The organism is Saccharopolyspora indica, from assembly GCF_027853965.1.
GTDB classification, from domain to species: domain Bacteria; phylum Actinomycetota; class Actinomycetes; order Mycobacteriales; family Pseudonocardiaceae; genus Saccharopolyspora; species Saccharopolyspora indica.
Genome location: NZ_JAQGLB010000010.1, coordinates 193,008 through 212,483, shown reverse-complemented (window position 1 = coordinate 212,483; position 19,476 = coordinate 193,008). Strand labels below are relative to the sequence as shown.

Sequence of the window (19,476 nt, the reverse complement as noted above, 5' to 3'; positions counted from 1 at the left end):
GCGATTACGCGCTCACGACCGCTTGCGGTTGAGGAATTCGGTCATGTAGCGCTGGGGTTCGCCGGTGTCGAAGGCCGCGCCGAACTCGGCGACGCTCTCCGCGATCGACCGCTCGACGGGCAGCTCCTCCCAGGAGCGCAGCAGCCTCTTCTGCTGCCGCACCGCGGACGGCCCGAACTCCGCCAGCCGGCGGGCGGTTCGGGTCACCGCGGCGTCGAGCTCCTCCGGCGGGACGACCTCGTGCACCAGGCCCCAGGACAGCGCGGTCTGCGCGTCGATGTTCTCCGCGGTGAGCATCAGCCAGTCGGCGCGGCCGGTGCCGATCAGCCCGGGCAGCAGCGCCGCGTGGATCACCGACGGGATCCCGACCGCGACCTCCGGCATCCCGAAGCGCGCGGTGCTGCTGCCGATCCGCAGGTCGCAGGCCGCCGCCACTTCCACGCCGACGCCGAGGCACCAGCCGGGCAGGCGGGCGATCACCGGCGCCGGGAAGTCGCGGACCGCCTGGCACAGCACGCGCAGCCCGTCGATGAACGCCTCCGCACCCGCGCGGTCCAAAGTGGACATCTCGGTGATGTCGGCACCGCCGATGAAGGCCCGGTCACCGGTGCCGCGCAGCACGAGCGCCCGGACCTCGGGCCGGGCGGCCAGCTCGCCGATCGCCGCGGTCACCTCCGCACCGACCGCGCTGCCGATGATGTTCAGCGCCTTGGCGTTGCGGATCGTGACCGTGGCGACGCCGTGGTCGTCCACGGAGCCGGTCGCGTGCTCGGTGCTGCTGATCTCGTTCAATGCCGCTCCGTCCGCCGATGCGTTCCTCGTAGCGGCGACCCTAAGCTCCCGAACCCCCGGCGACCAGACCCAATTTCGCCACGCTAACGATCCGGGGCGCCACCCGGCGATGCGTCAATTTCGTACGAAATTGACCGGGGTGCGGGTGACGGCCTGGGGTCAGGGTTTGACCGCGACCGCGCCGTACATGTGGACGTGCTCGTCGGCGACCTTCGCGGCTTCGGCGTCCGGGTGCCAGTGGTTGACCAGCACGACGCCGGGGTTCATCAGGACCATGCCGTCGAAGAAGCGCGCCACCTCGGCCTCGGTGCGGGACTTGAGCGGGATGCCGTTGGCGTTGTAGGCCGCCACTCCCCGCCGCACCTCCTCCGGGGCGCTGATCTCGGTGGTCATGGACAGCGCGAGCACGCTGCCGCTCGGCAGCGGTTCGACCATCCGCCGCACCAGCTCGATCGCCTCGTCGTCGTCCGGGATGAAGTGCACGATCGCCAGCAGGCTCAGCACTACCGGCTCGGTCAGGTCGAAGGTCTCCGCGAACTCGGGTGATTCGAGGATCGCCGCCGGCTGGTGCAGGTCCGCGTCGACGTAGGCCGTCCGGCCCTCCGGCGTGCTGGTCAGCAGCGCGCGGGCGTGCACCAGCACGATCGGGTCGTTGTCCACGTAGAGGATCCGCGATCCGGGATCGACCGCCTGCGCCACCTCGTGCAGGTTCGGCGAGGTCGGCAGGCCCGTGCCGATGTCCAGGAACTGGCGGTAGCCCCGCTCGGCGAGGAACCGCGTCACCCGGCACATGAAGTCCCGGTTCGCCCGCATCGACTTCGGCAGGTTCGGCCAGTCGGCCGTGATCGACCCCGCCGCGTCCCGGTCGGCGGCGAAGTTGTCCCGCCCGCCCAGCAGGTAGTCGTAGATCCGCGCCGAGTGCGGCACATCCGTGCGCAGGTCGACCGGCGGGCGCTGCTCGGCCGAACTCTTGGCTGCCCATTCCACGGGACGCTCCAGGGTTGATCACCTAGTGGTCCGGACCACCATAGCCCGTCCTGATCACCGTTGGGTCCCGGCCGCGTGCAACTTCGGCGAACTCTTCCGGCTCCGGGGAACCCGGGGGCCGGGTCGACGTCCCGACGACCTCCGGCGCAACTTCAATGGAAATCGGACGTCCGACTTCCATTGAAGTTTCCACCCGCGCGCCGGTCAGGCCGGGACCGGTTGCGGGAGCGGGCGCACCGCTGCGGGGACCGGCTCGGGCTCCGCGGTCGCCGGGCGCTCGCGGTCCAGGGCGCCCAGGGTCGCGGCCAGGGCGAGGCCGACCGCCGCCAGCGCCACGCCCACCAGGTTCGGCGCCAGCAGGCCGAGGCCGTGCGCGATCACCAGGCCGCCCGCGTAGGCGCCGATGGAGTTGGCGATGTTGAAGGCGGACTGCAGCGCGGCCGACACCAGCGACGGAGCGCCACCGGCCTTGTCCATCACCAGGGCCTGCATGATCGGCGCGACCATGAAGCCGACGGCTCCGATGGCGAACACGGTCACCGCCGCGGCCACCTTGTTGCCGGAGGTGAAGGTGAACAGCCCCAGCACCGCGGCGACGCCGATCAGCGCCGCGTAGACGCCGGGCATCACCGCCCTGTCCGCGATCCGGCCGCCCAGGAAGTTGCCCGCGGTCATGCCGAGCCCGGCCAGCGCCAGCAGCAGCGTGACGGCCGTCGGCGAGTAGCCGGAGACGTCGGTGAGGATCGGGGTCAGGTAGCTCAGCACGGCGAAGGTGCCGCCGAGCCCGAAGGTCACGATGGCCAGCGCCAGCCACACCTGCGGCGAGCGGAAGGCGGCGAGCTGCTCGCGCACCGCGGACTGCCCGGCCGCAGGCCTGCCCTGGTCGGGCACCAGCAGGGCGATGGCGGCGACGCCGGCCACCCCGATCACCGCGACCACCGCGAAGGTGGCCCGCCAGCCGAACTGCTGCCCGAGCAGCGTGCCCAGCGGCACGCCGACGACGTTGGCCAGCGTCAGCCCCATGAACATCATCGACACGGCCTTGGCGCGGTTGCCCGGCCCGGCCATGGTGGCGGCCACCACCGCTCCGGCGCCGAAGAAGGCGCCGTGCGGCAGGCCGGTCAGGAACCGGAAGAACACGCCCACCCCGGCGCTGGGCGCCAGCGCGAAGAGCGCGTTGCCCGCGGTGAACATGCTCATCGTCAGGACGAGCATGGTCTTGCGGGACAACCGGGCGCCCAGCAGCGTCAGCGCGGGCGCTCCGACCACGACGCCCAGGGCGTACCCGGAGATCAGGTTCCCGGCGGTGGGGATGGACACGCCGAGTTCGGCGGCGGCCTGCGGCAGCACGCCCATCATCACGAACTCGGCGGTGCCGATGCCGAAGGCGCCAACGGCGAGTGCGACCAGCGCGAAGGGCACAGTTCTCCTCTCGGGGAAGGCTGGGAAGGCGGCGAGTGGTTCGCCGCGTTTCGGGGACACGGCGAACTGGATCGATAAAGAGCGACTCCGAAAACAAGGACAGCCGTCCTGATCGGATTCACGCCCCCATCGGCTGCCCGGCATCCAGTCTCAGCTCCGGACCCCCGCCCTGTCCAACCAGAACGAGGTGAACCGAAACACGCAGTAGTCGAACCCCGAGCATCACGTAACCCACACGGGCGACGACCGGATCCGGCTACAGTCGATCGATGGACGTCATCCCGCTCCTGGTCGTGGCACTGGCGCTTCTGCTGTTGCTGCTGCTCGCGCTGGTGATCTACGGGCGGCTCGCGGTCCGCAACCAGCGCAGGGCCTTGGCAGCGCTGCGCCAGCACGGCCTCGCGTTCCTGTGCCGCCCAGCGCTGGGCTTGCGGAGCCTGGCCGGATTCATCCTCAGCGTCGACCGGGAAGCCGTCTCGCTGTGGCAGGTCGGTCTCGGCGAACCGGTGCTGAAGCAGACCTTTCCCAGCCCTGGAGCCGGAGTCGCCCCGGCCACGGTGAAGATCAACACCGCTCGCAGGTCGTCCGGGCTGTCCGTGATCTCCGCCGCCGGGGAGCGAGTGGACGTCGTCATCTACCCGGATCCGACGATGTCGTACTCGGCCCCCGCCAACGGCGCTTTCCTCGACCTCGTGCACGAGAAGATCCGGCAGAACCTCGCCCGCGCCGCCGAATGACCCGGGGTGCGGCTACTCGCCGTCGTCGGTGAGGCTCAGCACCAGGTCGTAGGCCTGGCGGCGGGACCAGCCCGCCGAGTCGATCAGCGCGCGGGAGATCGTCTTCTGCGAGACGCCCTGGTCGAGCAGGGCGCGGATCAGGCCGGGCGCGTCGACGTCGGTGTCCTCACCGGCGCCGGCGACGGGGGCAAGGCAGCAGAAGATCTCCGCGGATCCGCCGGGCGGGAGCTCCGAGGTGGTGCCCAGCCGCGGCCGTTCCGAGGTTCCCACCGGCAGCAGCGCCACTCGGCGCTCCCCCGCCTCCTCGACGATTCCCGGCAGCTGATCGGCAGCGCACCGGAAGACGACCGCGGCGTTCGCCTGCCTGCGCACGGCTTTGACGATGCCGCGCCGGCTGGTGTCGTCGACCAGCACCGCCGGAGCCCCGCTCGGGGCGATCGCGGCGACCGCCAGCTGCGCGGGCAGGCCGAGCACTTCGAAGGGCACGTCCCCGGTCGCGGCCAGCAGTTCGGCGACCACGTCGCTGCGGGCGCTGACCGCCGAGACCACCAGGACCCGCTCTCCCCGCTCCAAAGCGGCGCGCAGCGCTCCCCGATCGGCTTTGCGCGCGTCGGCGACGATGCGGTCCTTCGCCGCGGCGACCAGCGCGCGGGCCTGCTGATCCTCGACCAGGACCCGATCCGCGGACGCGATCTCGGCGGCGAGCCTCGAACCGCCGCCCTCCTGCGCGTGGAAGAGCACCAGCCCGCCCGCGGCATCGAGATCGCGTTCGACGGTGATGTCCACTTCGGACTCCGGATCGCGGAGTCCGTCGAGCAGCTCGCGCGGCAACGCGCTCGCCGCGAGATCGGCATCGGTGGCCAGCGTGTTCGCCAACCGCTCGGAGCTGCGCCGCACCACCGCCGTCGTTCCGGGGCGCCACATCGAGTTCGCCACCGCGCGCACGGTCGCGCTGCGGTCACCGACGCCGATGGTGATGCGCACCGGCCCGGCGATCCCCGGCGCACCGAGCTCGACCACCTCCGCGGCCACCCCCACGACGCAGGTCGCGCGCGCGGTGATCTCCGGATCGACCGCGAACTCCAGGGTCTTGCCGTGCGTGGCGCGAATGTCGGCGTGCCCCCGGCACTTCACGCGCAGCAGCACGTCGGCCATCACGTCCCCCGTCACTTCCCGATGACGCCGGTGAGCCCGAGCACGTCGAGCGCGTCGCGCGTCGAGCCCAGCCGCCGGGTCCACGACGTGGCCAGCGCGTCGAGCTCCTCGGCGCCGAAGTACCTCGCCTCGTTCAGCGTCCACCCGCCCGCCGCGTAGTAGGGCGCGAGCTGCTCCATCGCCGAATCCGGGGTCGGTTCCGGGTGATCGCCCACCTCCGGGACGGGCGGCCGCCACGCGTGCAGGTTGAGCGTGACCAGGAACTCCGCCCCGGGCAGGCAGAGCCGCGCGAGCCCCTGCAGCATCTCCGCGTCGGACCCGAGCATCCCGCGCAGCAGGCTGCCCCACGGCATCAGCGAGTGCAGCTCCGTGACGCTGTGCAGCTCGGCGGGCGGCTTCTCCGCGGCCGCCCACACGCAGAGCAGGTTCGGCGCACCGCCCTTGGCCGGGGACGCCTTGGCCTTCCCCGCGATCTTCTGCATGTTGTCCTTGGCCGCGTCGAGCGCGATCACCAGGGTGTCCTGCGCCCCGCGGGCGAGCTGGTAGGCGTGCTTGGCGTTGCCCGCCCCGACGTCGAGGACCACGCCGCCGGAGTACCGCTGCACCATCTCGTCGAACTGCTCCGCGGAGAACTCCACGACGTTCTTGCCCACCACCCTGCGCATGCGCTCAGTCTAGAGACCGGGCCTGCGCAGTCACCGGGCGCGCAGGTCAGCCGGTGGGGAAGACACCGCCGAGATCGGTTTCCCAGCCGGACCAGTGCGCGGTGGAGGGAACCAGCTGGAGCGCCCGCTCCATGCCGCCCCGCTTGCCGACCCCGTGCGCGAGGAACCGGCCCTGCCGGTCCTGGACCACCGCCACGAGTCGCGCGAGGTTGCCGTCGCGGTCCTGCCACTCGGACCACCCGTCCCGCTCCACCCCGGTTTGGAAGACCTCCCGCATCTTCCCGCTGGGGTCCAGCACGTGCACCGCCACACCGCCTCTGGCACCTGTGGTGGCGAAGGGCCTGCCCGTCAGCTGGCCGCCCAAGTTCTCCCAGCCCACCCAGGCGCCCGACGCGGTACCCGTCTCGACGTTGTGCTGCAACGCGCCGGCCTCGTCCAGCGCGAAGACCCGGAGCCTGCCCTCGGCATCCATGATCACCGCAGGCGGACCGGCGAGGGAACCGCCCAGGTCCTGGGGAACGCTCCACTCTGCTCCGGAGAGCCCGACCTGCACGATCGTCCGCAGCCGGCCGTCCGGTCCGGACGCGAAGATGCGCAGCTCGCCCTGCGAATCCCGGTAGATCGCCGGGTCGTGGGCCGCGGGCACCTGCACCCGCTGCCACTCGCCCCAGGTGTCGGCCACGACCGCGGTCTGCTGGATCACCTGCAGCGAGCCGTCCGCGCCCCGCGCCACCACGACCAGCTTGCCCTCGGCGTCTTGCGCCACCGCGGGCGTTCCCACCAGCTGCGCGCCGCCGAGATCGCGCCACTTGCTCGTGCCGTTCAGGGCGGGCTTGAGGCCGCGGTTGCGCATCAGGTGGCCGTCGGTGCCGACGACGAACGCCGACATCTCACCGATCGCGTCGGTGGCGAGGACCGGGTCGCCCGCGGCCGCACCGCCCAAGTCGGTCCAGCCGCTGATCTCCTGCCGCTCGGGCCGATCCGTCTGGGTGCTGGTCACCACGGTCCCGTTCGCGCTGGTCGCCGCCAGCACCACCCGCCCCGACCCGTCCAGCCGGGACGGCGCGCCGGGCAGCGGCGAGACCCGCAGCGACGGCGAGGTGGGGGACGGTTCTTCGACGACGCCGCCCAGGCCGCCGTACTCACCGGTGAGGGGCGCTTCGAGACCCGCTGGATCCCCCGAGGGCACGACCTCCGGCAACTGGCTGAAGACCACGATCGGCGCCGCGATCAGCACCAGCCCGCCGATGCCCGCCAGCACCAGCAGCTTGTGGTCGTCGCGCCGCCGGACCGGCGCCATGGGCATCGTCCGCTGGGTCTCGACCGAGAACGGGCCGGGACCGGTCTGACCTGGTTGCGAATCCCCGCGCCCGCTGGACGGGCGCCCCGATCGGCCGCGACCCGAGAACAGAGGCACTGCCACCCCATCCCTGTAGTGTGGTCATCGCTGAACGTCACACTAACGGGTAGCGCCATCGCGCGGGTATGCACTCCGGGTACCACCGCGGTCACAGCTCGGCCGCAGCCGCTCGCCGACGGCCTCAGATGACGCCGGTGCGCAGGCCGTAGGCGACCAGGTGCGGCCGGTTGCGCACGTTGAGGCGGCTGGTCATCGCCTGGATGATGTTCTTCACCGTGCGCTGCGAGTAGCACAGCCGGTTGCCGATCTCCTCGGTGTCCAGGCCCTCGGCCAGCAGCCGCACCACGTCGATCTCGCGCGGGGTCATGCTCGCGGAGTTCATGCCGAGCGGCGCCAGCACGTCCTGCTGCAGGTCCTTGATCTGCCGCAGCAGGTCGCCGAGCAGGTTCGGCGGCAGCGCCCCGCCACCCCGCGCCGCGAGGTCGATCGCGCTCACCAGCCGCTCCTCGGTGGCCGCGCCCCGGTGCAGCACCGCCACCACCCGGGATTCGACCAGGCTCAGCAGGTGGGAGCGGTCGAGTTCGCTGGTCACCAGCACCACCGGTGCCGCCGTCCGGGCGGCCGCCCGGCGCAGTGCGGCGGTGGCCGCGGCGTCGACCCGCTCCGGCGCGAACACCAGCACGTCCACGTCACCGGGGTGCTCGTCGCCCGCGACGAACACCTCCAGGCGCGCCATCAGGGTCTGGGTCAGGCCGTTCAGCGTGATCGGGTCGGCCGCCCAGACCGCCACCCGCACCCGTTCCCCCGACTCCTTCCGGGCCGCCCGGTCCGCCGGGCGGGTCGCCAATCCGGTCTGGGAAATCATCCTCGTTCACCCTCCGAACCTGAACCACGAGAAGCAGTGCGCCGCGCCGCTCGCGAACGACGCGGAGCGAACACCACGAGTCTGCGCAACATCGACGGCGCCGAGGGGCGCGGAGCGGCTGCGCCGGGATATCCCCCACTTGGCCGAGATCGTCCGCTCGCCGATGCGCCGACCAGCCGCTGTGCACCTCGCACGCGTTCCTCCCCCACCAGGAATCCCGGATCGCACTGCTGAGCAACCACCATCACCACGGACCCGGGGCGCTCCCGGGTTCACCCGCCCCTCCCGCGCGGCGGGATGCGCGCCCGCGAGCTGTTCGGGCAGCACTTCTGCCTGAAAGGGCTTCGCAGGACACCGGCGGAGCAACGCGGCGGATGCCCCGCGCTAGCTTCCTCTCGCCACCTTCGTCCCATTGCGCACCACTGCCGGTGGCACCGCGCGCTGAGCACGTCATGCGGCGCGGAACGAGCCGATGCTGCGGTCGCTCGACGCGACCGGCCGCCGGCCAGCGGGATTTCCGCGCCACGGCGTGAACTTCACGGCTTTCGGACCACTACTAGTTTTGGAGAACGACGTGTTCCACCTTTCCAAGGCATCCGGTGCGACCGCACTGATCTGCGCCGCGGTCGTGGCACTGCTGACCGGTTGCGACGAGGACTCTGGTGGCGACCTCCAGTCGTTGGAGGAGGAGCTGTCCGCCGAGCTCGCCCCGACTCCCGCCGCAGCCGGGGATCTGTTCACCGGCACCCGGAGGATCGACGTGAACGGCAAGTCGGTCAACGTCTCCTGCACCGGCGACCCGGTCGAGGGCAAGCCGCCGATCATGCTGCTGCTCGGCTTCGGAGACGGGCTGGAGGCGATGGGCGACCTGCAGAAGTCGCTCAGCGCGAACAACCGGGTCTGCTCCTACGACCGCCTCGGCGAAGGCGCCAGCGACCAGCCGGGCGGCCCGCAGGACTTCGCCACCAACGGGCAGATCCTGACCGCGGTCCTCGACGAGGCCATGGGCGAGCAGAAGGTCGTGCTGGCCGGGCACTCCATGGGCGGGCTGATCGCCGCCCGGTACGCACCCGACCACCAGGACCGGGTCGCGGGCCTGGTGCTGCTGGACGCCACCGGGCCGACGGCGATCGCCGACACGCTGGCGCTGGTGCCCGAGAGCCACACCGGCGACGCGGCCATGGTGCGCCAGCAGATGATCGCGATGCGCGAGGGCGCCAACCCGGAGCAGCTGCGGATCCAGGACGGCGAGGTCCGCTCCGCCGGGGACGTCCCGGTGGAGGTGGTCCAGCACGGCAGGCAGGACCTCGCGGCCATCCCGGAGTACGGGGTGGACCTGGAGCGGATCTGGGCCGAGGGTCAGCGGAAGTGGCTCGCGCTGTCCACCCGCAGCACCCTGGTCACGGCCACCGAGAGCGGCCACTACGTCTACCGGGACGAGCCGGAGCTCGCGGTCCAGGCCATCGAGCGCGTCACCATGCAGGCCGCCGGGAAGTAGTCCTGGGGCGGCGAACCGGGTGGGCGGCCGAGGCGGCCCACCCGGTTCGGCTTTTCTAGGGAAGCGGGAGCCGGACTTCGAAGCGGCAGCCGCCGGAGACGTTTCGCACCGAGATACCGCCGTCGTGGGCGCGCACGATCTCCTGCGCGATGGCCAGCCCGAGGCCCGCGGCGCTCCAGCCCGCCTCGAAGACCGATCCGAGGTCGCGCTCCGGGATTCCGCCGCACTCGTCGGCCACCGACACCACCGCCTGACCGCCGGACTCCCGCACCCCGACGGAGATCACCGCGCCCGCCGGGCTGCACCGGATCCCGTTCCGCAGCAGTTCGCTGAGCACCCGGGTCATCGACCGGTCGTCGACGCGGACCAGGACCTGCTCGACCACCTCGGCCCGCAGCCGGATGCCGTTCTCGTCGGCCAGCGCGTCGAGCTCGGCCACCTCGTCGCTGACGAGGTCGTCGAGAGCCACCTCGCGCGGTTCCAGCCGACCGTCCCCCGCTCGCATCCGGGAGAGCGCCAGCAGATCGTCCACCATGTCCAGGAACTGCTCGGTGTCGGCGCGGATCTGCTCGCAGCACGCGGGGATCGCGTCGATGGATCCGTCCTCGATGGACTCGATCGCGCCCTGGATCCGGCGCACCGGGCCGCGCAGGTCGTGCGAGACCCAGGCGGCCAGCCAGCGCCGCGCTGCTTCCACCGCGCGCGGCGAACCCGCGAGCTCATCGCGGGCGGTGGTCGGTCCCGCGTCCGGCGGCCGGCCGGGGACATCGACCGGCAGGCGGCGACCGGCCAGCACCACCCGGACGAGCAGCAGTCCGATCAGGACGGCCACCGCACCGGCCACCAGGTTGATCGTCACGTGCGCGACCGGCGACACCTCGACCGACCGCGCGAGCAGCACCGCGGTGACGGTGCTGGTGTTCATCGCGCACACGGTGATGCCGACGATCGCGAGCAGCGAGAAGCCCACCGGGTGGGGCCGGAGCAGGCGCAGCGCCACGACACCGAGCAGTCCGACGCCCACCGACTCCGATATCGCGACCAGCGCGATCAGCACCGCGTTCACCGGTGATCACCCGAGGACACGAACAGCACCGGCAGCCCCCTAGATCGCGCACGCCCCGACGTGCTCAGACGACTCCGGCGCGCAGCCCGTGGGCGACCAGCTGCGAGCGGTTGCGCAGCTTCAGCCTGCTGGTCATGGCGTGGATGATGTTCTTCACGGTGCGCTCGGAGTAGCAGAGCCGGTTGCCGATCTCCTCGGTGTCCAGCCCCTCCGCCAGCAGCCGCACCACGTCGATCTCCCGCGGGGTCAGCCCGGCCGCGTTCAGGCCTCGCGGCGCCAGGACCTCCTCGTGCAGTTCCTGCACCTGCCGCAGCAAGTCCCCCAGCACGTTCGGCGGCAGGATCCCGCCACCGTTGGCCGCCACCGCCACCGCACCGACCAACCGCTCCTCGGTCGCGGCGTTGCGGTGCAGCACCGCCACCACGCCGCACTCCACGACGCCCAGCAGGTGCGACCGGTCCAGCTCACCGGCCACCAGCACCACCGGTGCGGTCGACCCGGCCCGCCGCATCGCCGCCACCACCTCGGTCGTGACCCGGTCCGCGGCGAAGACCAGCACGTCGACGTCTTCGGCGAGCTCGCCGGTCGCCACGAAGACCTCGACGCGGCCCATCAGCGTCTGGGTCAGGCCGTTGAGCGTGATCGGGTCCGCGGCCCACACCGCCACCCGAATCCGCTCCACCGGCTTCTCCGCGGCCCGCGGCCGGACTTGGTGCGCCGCCGGTTCAGCCTGGTTCATCCGCGTCCATCCTCCGAGCTACGAGGCCGCACGCACCCGGTCCGGGCGCGACCCTCGCCCCAGCCTGCCCCGGCGGAGGCCGGTCGAACGGGATTCCACCTGCGGGAGCGGGTTTCCCCTCACGTGCGCAGCGCGCGGCCGGGCGTTCGCGCACTTGCCTCCGCGGTGCGGATCAGCGTGCGGAAAGTCCTCAGTGCAGCGGGTTTTCCCCCAGCAACGGGCGCGGCGGAGCGGTCAGCCGCTGGTCCGCCTGGCCCGCAGGTAGTCGGTCACGAGCCCTTCGAGCTCCGGCCGCCGTCCTTCCCAGCCCGCCGCGAGCGAGCCGGGAGCGCGGACCAGCGAGCGCTGCTGCCGTCCCGTCCGCCGCGTGTGGATCACCGTTCCGGTGATCGACGATCCGTCGTCGGCGGGGCCGATGACGTCCAGGTGGTCGTCGAGGAGCTCCTCGACGTCACCGGTGAGCAGCACCTCGCCGAGGTGCAGCAGCATGAGGTGGTCGCACACGTCGCGCAGCTCGCCCAGCGAGTGCGAGGACAGCACCACCGTCATCCCGCGCTCGGCGACATCGGCCAGCAGCAGCCGGAGGAACTCCTCGCGGGCCAGCGGATCGAGATCCGACATCGGCTCGTCGAGCAGCAGCAGCTTCGGCAGCCTGCCCAGGCACAGCGCGAGCGCGAGCTGAGTGCGCATGCCCTGCGACAACGAGCTGACGCGGCTGCCGCGATCCATCTCCGGGTGCGCGGCCAGGGCTTCCTCGACGCGCTCCGACGACCACCGCTCGTTCACCGCGCCCACCGCCCGGATCATCTCCGCGATGGTGAAGTCCTTGTACAGCGGGCGGTGCTGCGGCAGGTACGCCGCGTCCGGGTGCAGGCGGCCGCGCACCTCGTCGCCGAACACCCGCACCTCCCCCGCCGACGGCCGGACGAGTCCGGCCGCCAGCCCCAGGAAGGTGCTCTTGCCCCCGCCGTTCGAACCGACCAGCCCGATCACCTTTCCCTCGGGCAGGTCGACGGTGCAGTCCCGCAGCGCCGGCTTCCGGCCGTAGCTCTTGGACAACCCGGTGGTGCGCAACGCGCTCATCGTGCGTTCGGCCCCTCAACGTGGAAGTGCTCGTCCCGGACGGCAGCATAGAGCGCGTCGACCGCCTCCACGGCCAGCCCACCGCTTTTCGCGCGGCTCATCCATGCTTCCAGTTCGCGCCGCAGCGGCGCTTCGACGGCGGTCAGCTCGCTCGCCAGCGAACGCGTCACGAAAGTTCCCACCCCGCGCCGGGCCTCGACCAGCCCTTCTCGTTCGAGCTCGCGGTACGCCTTGAGCACCGTGTTCGGATTGACCGCCGTCGCCTCCACCACCTCGCGCGCGGTGGGCAGCCGATCACCGGGCCCCAGCAGGCCCAGCCGCATGGCCTGTTTGACCTGCTGGATGATCTGGACGTACGTGGAGACCCCGGAACGACGGTCGATCCGGAACTCGATCATACGGCCCAGCATAGTGCTCCCCGCTCATCCGAGCGCGGAACCCGGCGGCGCCGGATCAGTGCTGCCGCTGCAACGCCCACGCGGTTCCCACCAGCAGCAAGACCGCGGCGAAGCCGAACACCGCGAACTCCGCCAGCTGCAGCCCCGGCGCCGCCGTCCCCTGGATCACGTCGGCGAACTGCCCGGTCACGCCGCTCTGCGCGTAGCAGGCGCCCATGTCCGGTTCGGGAACACCCGGTCTCGGCGCGCAGGCGCTGAGGTCCACCGCGCTGGAGGGCACGTCCCGCCCGTCCGGCCCGAGGTAACCGTTGCGCACCACCACGAGTTCGTCCGAACCGGACAGCGCGCTCCGGGCCGGATCGTGCGAAATCATGCGCTGCACCGGGAGGAACTTCATGTCGACGCCGCTCACCAGGACGCGCAGTGCGATCAGCGCGCCGAACGTGGTGGCCATGGCCATCAGCGAACGTCGCGCGACCACGCCCAGGAACGCACCCGCGGCGAAGCTGAACAGCAGGTGCGCGACCGGCATCGGCCCGGTGGTGTCGAAGCTCAGGAAGACGAACGGGTTGCCCACGACCGAACCGAGGTCCCCGGCGGCCGAGGCCCACCGCTCCACCAGGAACTGGAGCACCACCACGACCACCGCGGACGGCAGCAGCAGCACCGCCACCTTGGTGATCATCCACTGGAACCTGCTGACGGACTGGGTGAAGGCCAGCACGTGCGTGCCGTGCTCGATCTCGCGGGCGAACAGCGGCGCAGCGCAGAACACGCCCAGCACCACCGGAAGCGCGAGGACCACCACCTTCCCCGCCATCAGCAGACCGGACCACCCCTTCCGGAAGTCGGCCCGCGCTTGCGGCGTCCCGCAGCCGTCGGCCAGCTCGCGGCCCGCCGCGCACGCCTGCAAGCCGTGTGCCTCGATGTAGCCCGTCATGCTGGAGTGCAGCACCAGCACCGCCGCACCACCGAGCAGCAGCAGAGCTGCCAGGGTTGTCAACTGGGCACGGTGCTGCCGCCAGGCGACCCAGATCACGCCGCCACCTCCACCTCGTCGTCGTTGCGCATGTAGGCCAGCGCGTTGTTCCTCTTGCCGCGTGCGCGAAGCGGCACCCGGCGGATCAGTGCTGCCGTCGCAGCGCCCACGCCGTCCCCACCAGCAGCAGGACCGCGGCGATGCCGAACGCGGCGAACTCGGCCAGCTGAAGCCCCGGCGCCACCGACGGGTGGATCACGTCGGCGAACCTCCCGGTCAGGCCCTTCGCCGCGTAGCAGGCACCGAAGTCGGTGGCAGACCCGTCCGGCGGCGTCGGGCAGGCGTACACGTCCAGCGGTTCCGGGTTCAGCGGTTGCCCGTCCTCGCCGAGGAAACCGGAGTCCAGCACCATGGCCCCGAAATCGCGGGGATTCGCGTCGCCCGCCGGGTCGGGCGTGGTCAAGCGCTGCACCGGCACGAAGTTCAGGTCGACGTTGCTCACCGCGACCCGCAGTGCGATCAGCGCGGCGAACGTGGCGGCCACCGCCATCACCGAGCGCCGCAGGACCACGCCCAGGAACGCACCCGCGGCGAAGCTGAACAGCAGGTGCGCGACCGGCATCGGCCCGGTGGAGTCGAAGCTCAGCCAGTGCAACGGGCTGTACCGCAACGTGCCGAGCATCCCGGCGGCCGCCACCCACCGGCCGACCAGCAGCTGGAGCACCAGCACGACCACCGCGGACGGCAGCAGCAGCACCGCCACCTTGGTGATCATCCAGCGGAGCCTGCTGACGGACTGGGTGAAGGCCAGCACGTGCGTGCCGTGCTCGATCTCGCGGGCGAACAGCGGCGCAGCGCAGAACAGGCCCAGCACCACCGGAAGCGCGAGAAGCGCCGCCTGCCCGGTTTTGAGCCGATCGATCCACTCGGCCTGGAACGCCCTGCGCGCCTGCGTGCAGTCGTCGCCTATTCGCCCGTCCACCGTGCACGCCTGCAAGCCGTGCTCGTCGATGTAGCCGGTCATGCTGGAATGCAGCAGCAGCACCACCGCGCTGCCGAGCAGCAGCAGAGCCGCCAAGGTGATCAGCTGGGCGCGGTGCTGGCGCCAGGCGACCCAGATCACGCCGCCACCTCCGCGTCGTCGTTGCGCATGTAGGCCAGCGCGATGTCGTTGAGCCGGGGTTCCTGCTCGCGCCACCCGGGTTCTGCCACCGGAGCGCTCCGCTTGGCGATCAGGACCTGCTCGTGCCCGGAGTGCCCGCTGTCGACGACCTCGCCCGGCGCGACGGGCAGCTGCCCGGCTCCCCGCAGCACGCGGTGCCCGGCGACGAGATCGGCGACCGACCCGTCCAGCCGCACCCGGCCGCCGCCCAGCAGCACCAGGTGGTCGCAGACCGCTTCGAGCTCTTCCAGCACGTGCGAGGACAGCAGGATCCCGATGCCGTGCTGCCGCGATTCCTCTTGCAGCGTGCGCAGAGTCGCCTGCCGGGCCAGCGGGTCCAGCTCGGCCAGCGGCTCGTCGAGCATCAGCAGGCCGGGGCGCTTGCCCAGCGCGAGCACGAGCGCGACCCGGGTGCGCTGCCCGCCGGAGAGCTTGCCGACCTTGGCCTCGAACGGCACCTCCGCCGCGCGGATGAGCCGCTCGGCGTACGCCTGGTCCCAGCGGGTGTTCATCCGCGCGGCGAAGCGCAGCGACTCCGACACCGTCAGACCCGGGTAGAGCGGCTTCTGCTGGGCCACGTAGGCGACTTCCTCCGGCGCACCGGTGCCGCTGGGCCGACGTCCGAACACCTCGATCTCGCCTTCGGTCGGCTTGAGCAGACCGGCGATCAGGCCCATCAGCGTGCTCTTGCCCGCCCCGTTGTGACCGACCAGCGCGACCACCCGGCCCTGGGGCAACGACAGCGAACACCCGCGCAGCGCCCACCCGCGGCGGTACCTCTTGGTCAGCTGGTGCGCCCGCACCGCGGGCACCTGTCCCGAACTCATGATCACCCTTCCACATCATCATTTAACTAGATAACTAGTGAAAGAGTACACCAGAGTTCGGGCGCGTTGTCCGCGCAACGGCGGAGACTCCGGCCGACCGCGCGCGGATCCCCTTGCTCACCAGCGGATTCGGCGTCCGTGAAGGAGAACCCTCCGCCCGCGGTCGCACCGGCCGACGCCGACGCGGGACGGTCCAGACTCGTGGTGTGGCCGGGGCGTCTCCCCCATGCGTCCCGGCCACACCACCCGCGCTCACCGCGGCAGGTCGAACCGGTAGCCGACGCCCCACACCGTCATCAGCATCCCGGGTCGCGACGGATCGTCCTCGATCTTCTCCCGCAGCCGCCGGACGTGAACGGTGACCGTCGAGGCATCGCCGAACTCCTGCGCCCACACCGCCCGCATCAGCTCGTCCCGCCGCACCACCCGGCCGGGATTGCCCAGCAGGAACACCAGCAGCTCGAATTCCTTGTTCTTCAGGTTCAGCGGCCGCCCGCCCTTGGTCGCCACCCGCGCCGCCCGGTCCACCACCAGATCTCCCGCGCGCAGCACCCCACCGGCCGGTCGCGGCGGCATCGCGTCGCTCCGCCGCAGCACGGCCTGGACCCGCAGCACCAGCTCGCGGGGGCTGAACGGCTTGGTCAGGTAGTCGTCCGCGCCGACCTCCAGGCCCCGCAGCCGGTCCTCCTCCTCGGTCAGCGAGGTCACCATGATCACCGGAACCCGGCTGCGGGAGCGCAGCTCCCGGCAGAAGCCGATGCCGTCGAGCCCCGGGAGCATCACGTCGAGCACCACCAGATCCGGCGCCACGCTCTCCGCCAGCTCCAGCCCGGTCACCCCGTCCGCCGCCACCACCGGGACGAAACCGGCCCGCCCCAGGTAGCCGGTGATCACCTGCGCGACCGTCGGGTCGTCCTCCACCACCAGGACCCGCCTGCCCCGCCGCGGCGGGCAGGCACCACCGGACTCGGATGCTGAACGGCCAGGCACGATCCCCTCCTCGACTGCGCGTCACCGCCGGGGCGGCTCGCCCCGGCGGTGACGTCCCGGCTCATCCGCTCAGCCCGCGGCGCTCTGCGTGATCTGGGTGGCGTACAGCGAGGAACCCTTGACCGGCTCATCAGCGGGCCACGCCGCCACCTCGCGGGACTCCTGCCCGGCAGGCACCCCGGGCAGGGTCAGCTCGATCGAGGTGGGGATCACCGGGTTGGCCGGATCGCCGGTGGTCTGCGAGAGCCGCGAGATCCCGAACATCGAGCCCTCCACGATGACCGGATCCCCCATGCCGTCGTCGGACTCGACCACCACGCCGGGCACCGGGCCCGCTTCGGTGAACAGACCGGCCTTGATCGGCGGGCCCTGCAGCGTGCAGCTGGTCTCCGGGGTGGCCGCGGTGTACTTGATCAGGAACTCCTCGAACTCCCCGGGCGGCGAGAGGTCCTTGGTCACGGTGATGGTGACGTCCTCGGCGGTGCACGGGACCTCGGTGGGATCGGCCGACACCGGGCCCGCGGTCACCGCCGAGCTCGCGCTCACCGCCGAACCCGAGGCCAGCACCGAACCCGCGGTCACCGCGCCCACCCCGACGACGCACGCGGCTCCGGCGATGGCAGCGATGCGGAACTTGGCGGTCATGATCTGCTCCTTCGGTCGATCCGCTTCTCAGACCGGAAGACGCGCACCGCAACCCCGGGATGCCCAGGAGTTCGATTGGTCACCGAAGAGCAACCCCGGCCGCTCTGAAACGTCTTACGCTCAGCCACTGCTCACGACCGGGACACGGTCAGGGCGGCATCGGGCAATCAAGCGAGCCGAAAGTCACCGGAACACCGGGATTCCGGAGCGCTCGGTCCCGTTCCTGGTTGATTGGCAAGCGCAATCCGAAACGGATGAGAGGACTGTCCAATGCAGGAGAACGTTCGACGCCGGGCAGGTCGCGGACTGGCGCTCGCCACCGCGATCGGAGCCACCCTCACGATGGCCACGACGGGCGCCGCGCAGGCCGCCGTTCCCGATGTCCTCGCGCTGTGCTCGGAGGGCTCCTTCGGCTCCTGGGCGGAGTTCCCGGAGCGCGGCGGCCTCACCACCGTGATCGTGCCCAGCGGCCAGTGCCTGGAGTTCGACCTCCGCGGCGACAAGCCCGAGAAGGTCGAGTTCTACGCCGACGACTACGAGCTGATCGGCACCACCACCTACGACCCGAGCGCCGGGCTGAACATCGCCACCATCGACACGCCCGACGGCCCGGGCATCAAGCCGTTCTGATCCCAGGCGCGACTCCGCGCACCTCGACCAGGTGAAGGGCACCGTCGAGCCACGAGATGGCTCGACGGCGCCCGCATTCTCCACTGAGGACTGATCACCGGACGGGGACGCGGAGCCGCGCTCAAAAGCGCGGCTGTTCCGCAGGCAGGACCTCGTCCCAGGTGACCGGCAGCCTCCTCGGCCCGAACACGACGGTCTCCGCGCGGAACTCGATCTCCTCGAACGGCACCGCCAGCCGCAGGGACGGGATGCGGCGCGGCAGCGTGGCCAGCACGGTGGTCAGCTCCAGCCGGGCGATGTGCTGACCGGGGCACTGGTGCGGCCCGTGGCCGAAGGCCAGGTGCGGGCCGCGCGGCCTGGTGATGTCCAGCCGGCCCGGATCGGCGAACTGCTCCGGATCGTGGTCGGCCGCTTGCGCCGCGGCGACGACGTAGTCGCCTGCGGCGATGGGCGTACCGGCCAGCTCGGTGTCCACGGTCGCGACCCGCAGCACACCGGAACCACCCGTGAGCAGCCGCAGGAGCTCCTCGGTCGCGCCCGGCGCCAGCGACGGGTCCTCGCGCAGCAGGGCGAACTGATCGGGATGGCGCAACAGCGCCAGGACGCCGTAGGTGATGGTGCTCGCGGTCGTGTCGAAACCGGCCGCCAGCAGCCCGGCCGCGATCTTCAGCAGCTCGAGCTCGGTGAACGGGCGAGTCGCGGCCCGCGCCTTGGCCGCGAGCACGCTGATCACGTCGTCGCCGGGCTCCCGCACGCGCTGGGCCACCAGCTCGTGCAGGTATCCGAACAGCGGGAGCCGCACCGCGTCCAGCTCGGCGACGTCGGTGGTGCCGTCGAACAGCGCCCTGGCGAGGTCGCAGAAGAAGGAGCGGTCCTCGTGCGGGACGTCCAGCAGCTCGGCGATGACCGATGAGGCCAGCGGCCCGGCGAACTCCTCGTGCAGGTCGACGGGACCGGCCTCCAGCGCGTCCAGCAGCTCGTCCACGACGCGCTGCACGACCGGCCGGAACAGCTCCGTGCGCTTGACCGCGGTGATGGCGGGTGCGACGACCCGCCGGTAGCGCAGGTACTCCGGCCCGTCCATCCGGTGGAAGTCGCCCTCCTCGATCGGGGCGTCCGGCGGCTGGTTGGCGAGCACGTGACCGGAGATCCCGGGCCGGGAGCTGAACCGCACCGGGTCACCGAGCACCTCCCGGACATCGGCGTAGCGGGTGACCAGCCAGGCGTCGATGCCGGTCGGGCAGGACACCCGCAGCACCGGCGAGTCCCGCCGGATCTCGGCCACCTCGGGCGCCGGCCCGAACGGGCACACCTGCTCGCGGGGCAGCGGAAGCGGATGGGCACCGGTTTCAGAAGACAATGACCGCTCCTCATCGTGAACTCGCCCGGCAGCCTAGCCGGATTCCCCGGAGCACCCACGTCTCTCGCGCCTTCGGGCAACGAGGAATGCCCGCTCGGACAACGGAAAACCAGTTC

20 protein-coding genes are annotated in these 19,476 nt (G+C 71.6%); 3 read left to right on the top strand and 17 right to left on the bottom strand.

Annotation, left to right across the window (positions count from 1 at the left end; genetic code table 11):
• Window positions 1–12: 12 nt before the first annotated feature.
• From OU416_RS22685 to OU416_RS22675, 3 genes are all read right to left on the bottom strand, one after another.
• Window positions 13–792 (bottom strand): enoyl-CoA hydratase, encoded by a 780-nt coding sequence (locus OU416_RS22685; RefSeq protein WP_270929023.1) that lies wholly within the window; start codon window positions 790–792, stop codon window positions 13–15.
• Between the two features lie 159 nt (window positions 793–951).
• Window positions 952–1,779, bottom strand: a complete 828-nt coding sequence (locus OU416_RS22680; protein WP_270929022.1) for an SAM-dependent methyltransferase — start codon at window positions 1,777–1,779, stop codon at window positions 952–954.
• A 204-nt stretch (window positions 1,780–1,983) separates the two neighbouring features.
• Window positions 1,984–3,201, bottom strand: a complete 1,218-nt coding sequence (locus tag OU416_RS22675; RefSeq protein WP_270929021.1) for an MFS transporter — start codon at window positions 3,199–3,201, stop codon at window positions 1,984–1,986.
• Window positions 3,202–3,470: 269 nt separating this feature from the next.
• Here OU416_RS22675 and OU416_RS22670 point away from each other — a divergent pair, with 269 nt between their 5' ends.
• On the top strand, window positions 3,471–3,938 hold the full coding sequence (locus tag OU416_RS22670) for a hypothetical protein (RefSeq protein WP_270929020.1): 468 nt from the start codon (window positions 3,471–3,473) through the stop codon (window positions 3,936–3,938).
• A 12-nt stretch (window positions 3,939–3,950) separates the two neighbouring features.
• On the opposite strand, the gene OU416_RS22665 is transcribed toward OU416_RS22670, so the two are convergent.
• The 4 genes from OU416_RS22665 to OU416_RS22650 all read right to left on the bottom strand — a co-directional run bounded on the left by OU416_RS22665 (window position 3,951) and on the right by OU416_RS22650 (window position 7,983).
• Window positions 3,951–5,108, bottom strand: coding sequence for a DUF371 domain-containing protein (locus tag OU416_RS22665; protein ID WP_270929019.1), 1,158 nt, complete (start codon window positions 5,106–5,108; stop codon window positions 3,951–3,953).
• Window positions 5,105–5,758, bottom strand: a complete 654-nt coding sequence (gene kamC, locus OU416_RS22660) for a 16S rRNA (adenine(1408)-N(1))-methyltransferase KamC (protein WP_270929018.1) — start codon at window positions 5,756–5,758, stop codon at window positions 5,105–5,107. The genes OU416_RS22665 and kamC overlap by 4 nt, the downstream gene beginning before the upstream one ends.
• A 46-nt stretch (window positions 5,759–5,804) precedes the next feature.
• Window positions 5,805–7,064, bottom strand: coding sequence for a hypothetical protein (locus OU416_RS22655; protein WP_270929017.1), 1,260 nt, complete (start codon window positions 7,062–7,064; stop codon window positions 5,805–5,807).
• A gap of 235 nt (window positions 7,065–7,299) precedes the next feature.
• Window positions 7,300–7,983, bottom strand: a complete 684-nt coding sequence (locus OU416_RS22650) for a helix-turn-helix transcriptional regulator (RefSeq protein ID WP_270929016.1) — start codon at window positions 7,981–7,983, stop codon at window positions 7,300–7,302.
• A 574-nt stretch (window positions 7,984–8,557) separates the two neighbouring features.
• Here OU416_RS22650 and OU416_RS22645 point away from each other — a divergent pair.
• On the top strand, window positions 8,558–9,481 hold the full coding sequence (locus OU416_RS22645; RefSeq protein ID WP_270929015.1) for an alpha/beta fold hydrolase: 924 nt from the start codon (window positions 8,558–8,560) through the stop codon (window positions 9,479–9,481).
• A 55-nt stretch (window positions 9,482–9,536) separates the two neighbouring features.
• Here the strand turns inward: OU416_RS22645 and OU416_RS22640 are convergent, their stop codons facing one another.
• The 9 genes from OU416_RS22640 to OU416_RS22600 all read right to left on the bottom strand — a co-directional run bounded on the left by OU416_RS22640 (window position 9,537) and on the right by OU416_RS22600 (window position 17,370).
• The gene (locus OU416_RS22640; protein ID WP_270929014.1) at window positions 9,537–10,547 is read right to left on the bottom strand and encodes a sensor histidine kinase; all 1,011 of its coding nucleotides are present in this window, start codon (window positions 10,545–10,547) and stop codon (window positions 9,537–9,539) included.
• Window positions 10,548–10,611: 64 nt separating this feature from the next.
• A complete protein-coding gene (locus OU416_RS22635) occupies window positions 10,612–11,286 on the bottom strand; it encodes a helix-turn-helix transcriptional regulator (protein ID WP_333779648.1) in 675 nt (224 codons plus the stop codon).
• Window positions 11,287–11,520: 234 nt separating this feature from the next.
• A complete protein-coding gene (locus OU416_RS22630) occupies window positions 11,521–12,369 on the bottom strand; it encodes an ABC transporter ATP-binding protein (RefSeq protein ID WP_270929013.1) in 849 nt (282 codons plus the stop codon).
• Window positions 12,366–12,767 (bottom strand): GntR family transcriptional regulator, encoded by a 402-nt coding sequence (locus OU416_RS22625; protein ID WP_270929012.1) that lies wholly within the window; start codon window positions 12,765–12,767, stop codon window positions 12,366–12,368. The genes OU416_RS22630 and OU416_RS22625 overlap by 4 nt, the downstream gene beginning before the upstream one ends.
• A 55-nt stretch (window positions 12,768–12,822) precedes the next feature.
• Complete coding sequence (locus OU416_RS22620) at window positions 12,823–13,770, bottom strand: hypothetical protein (RefSeq protein WP_270929011.1); 948 nt, start codon at window positions 13,768–13,770, stop codon at window positions 12,823–12,825.
• A 121-nt stretch (window positions 13,771–13,891) separates the two neighbouring features.
• Window positions 13,892–14,869, bottom strand: a complete 978-nt coding sequence (locus OU416_RS22615; protein WP_270929010.1) for a hypothetical protein — start codon at window positions 14,867–14,869, stop codon at window positions 13,892–13,894.
• Window positions 14,866–15,735, bottom strand: a complete 870-nt coding sequence (locus tag OU416_RS22610; RefSeq protein WP_270929009.1) for an ABC transporter ATP-binding protein — start codon at window positions 15,733–15,735, stop codon at window positions 14,866–14,868. Before OU416_RS22610 ends, OU416_RS22615 begins: the two co-directional genes overlap by 4 nt.
• Before the next feature lie 252 nt (window positions 15,736–15,987).
• Complete coding sequence (locus tag OU416_RS22605) at window positions 15,988–16,725, bottom strand: response regulator transcription factor (RefSeq protein ID WP_270929008.1); 738 nt, start codon at window positions 16,723–16,725, stop codon at window positions 15,988–15,990.
• Between the two features lie 69 nt (window positions 16,726–16,794).
• Complete coding sequence (locus OU416_RS22600) at window positions 16,795–17,370, bottom strand: DUF4232 domain-containing protein (RefSeq protein ID WP_270929007.1); 576 nt, start codon at window positions 17,368–17,370, stop codon at window positions 16,795–16,797.
• 270 nt (window positions 17,371–17,640) lie between these two features.
• Between OU416_RS22600 and OU416_RS22595 the strand changes: the two genes are divergently transcribed.
• Window positions 17,641–18,000, top strand: coding sequence for a hypothetical protein (locus OU416_RS22595; RefSeq protein WP_270929006.1), 360 nt, complete (start codon window positions 17,641–17,643; stop codon window positions 17,998–18,000).
• Window positions 18,001–18,121: 121 nt separating this feature from the next.
• Here OU416_RS22595 and OU416_RS22590 read toward each other — a convergent pair whose 3' ends face one another.
• Window positions 18,122–19,360 carry a cytochrome P450 gene (locus tag OU416_RS22590; RefSeq protein ID WP_270929005.1) on the bottom strand — a complete coding sequence of 413 codons (1,239 nt, stop codon included), beginning with the start codon at window positions 19,358–19,360 and terminating at the stop codon, window positions 18,122–18,124.
• Window positions 19,361–19,476: the final 116 nt, after the last annotated feature.

Coding starts and splice junctions, on each gene's coding strand:
- OU416_RS22630 (WP_270929013.1), bottom strand. CDS start 12,369: ATGAGCGCGTTGCGCACCACCGGGTTGTCCAAGAGCTACGGCCGGAAG.
- OU416_RS22600 (WP_270929007.1), bottom strand. CDS start 17,370: ATGACCGCCAAGTTCCGCATCGCTGCCATCGCCGGAGCCGCGTGCGTC.
- OU416_RS22610 (WP_270929009.1), bottom strand. CDS start 15,735: ATGAGTTCGGGACAGGTGCCCGCGGTGCGGGCGCACCAGCTGACCAAG.
- OU416_RS22650 (WP_270929016.1), bottom strand. CDS start 7,983: ATGATTTCCCAGACCGGATTGGCGACCCGCCCGGCGGACCGGGCGGCC.
- kamC (WP_270929018.1), bottom strand. CDS start 5,758: ATGCGCAGGGTGGTGGGCAAGAACGTCGTGGAGTTCTCCGCGGAGCAG.
- OU416_RS22595 (WP_270929006.1), top strand. CDS start 17,641: ATGCAGGAGAACGTTCGACGCCGGGCAGGTCGCGGACTGGCGCTCGCC.
- OU416_RS22625 (WP_270929012.1), bottom strand. CDS start 12,767: ATGATCGAGTTCCGGATCGACCGTCGTTCCGGGGTCTCCACGTACGTC.
- OU416_RS22670 (WP_270929020.1), top strand. CDS start 3,471: ATGGACGTCATCCCGCTCCTGGTCGTGGCACTGGCGCTTCTGCTGTTG.
- OU416_RS22655 (WP_270929017.1), bottom strand. CDS start 7,064: ATGCCCATGGCGCCGGTCCGGCGGCGCGACGACCACAAGCTGCTGGTG.
- OU416_RS22635 (WP_333779648.1), bottom strand. CDS start 11,286: ATGAACCAGGCTGAACCGGCGGCGCACCAAGTCCGGCCGCGGGCCGCG.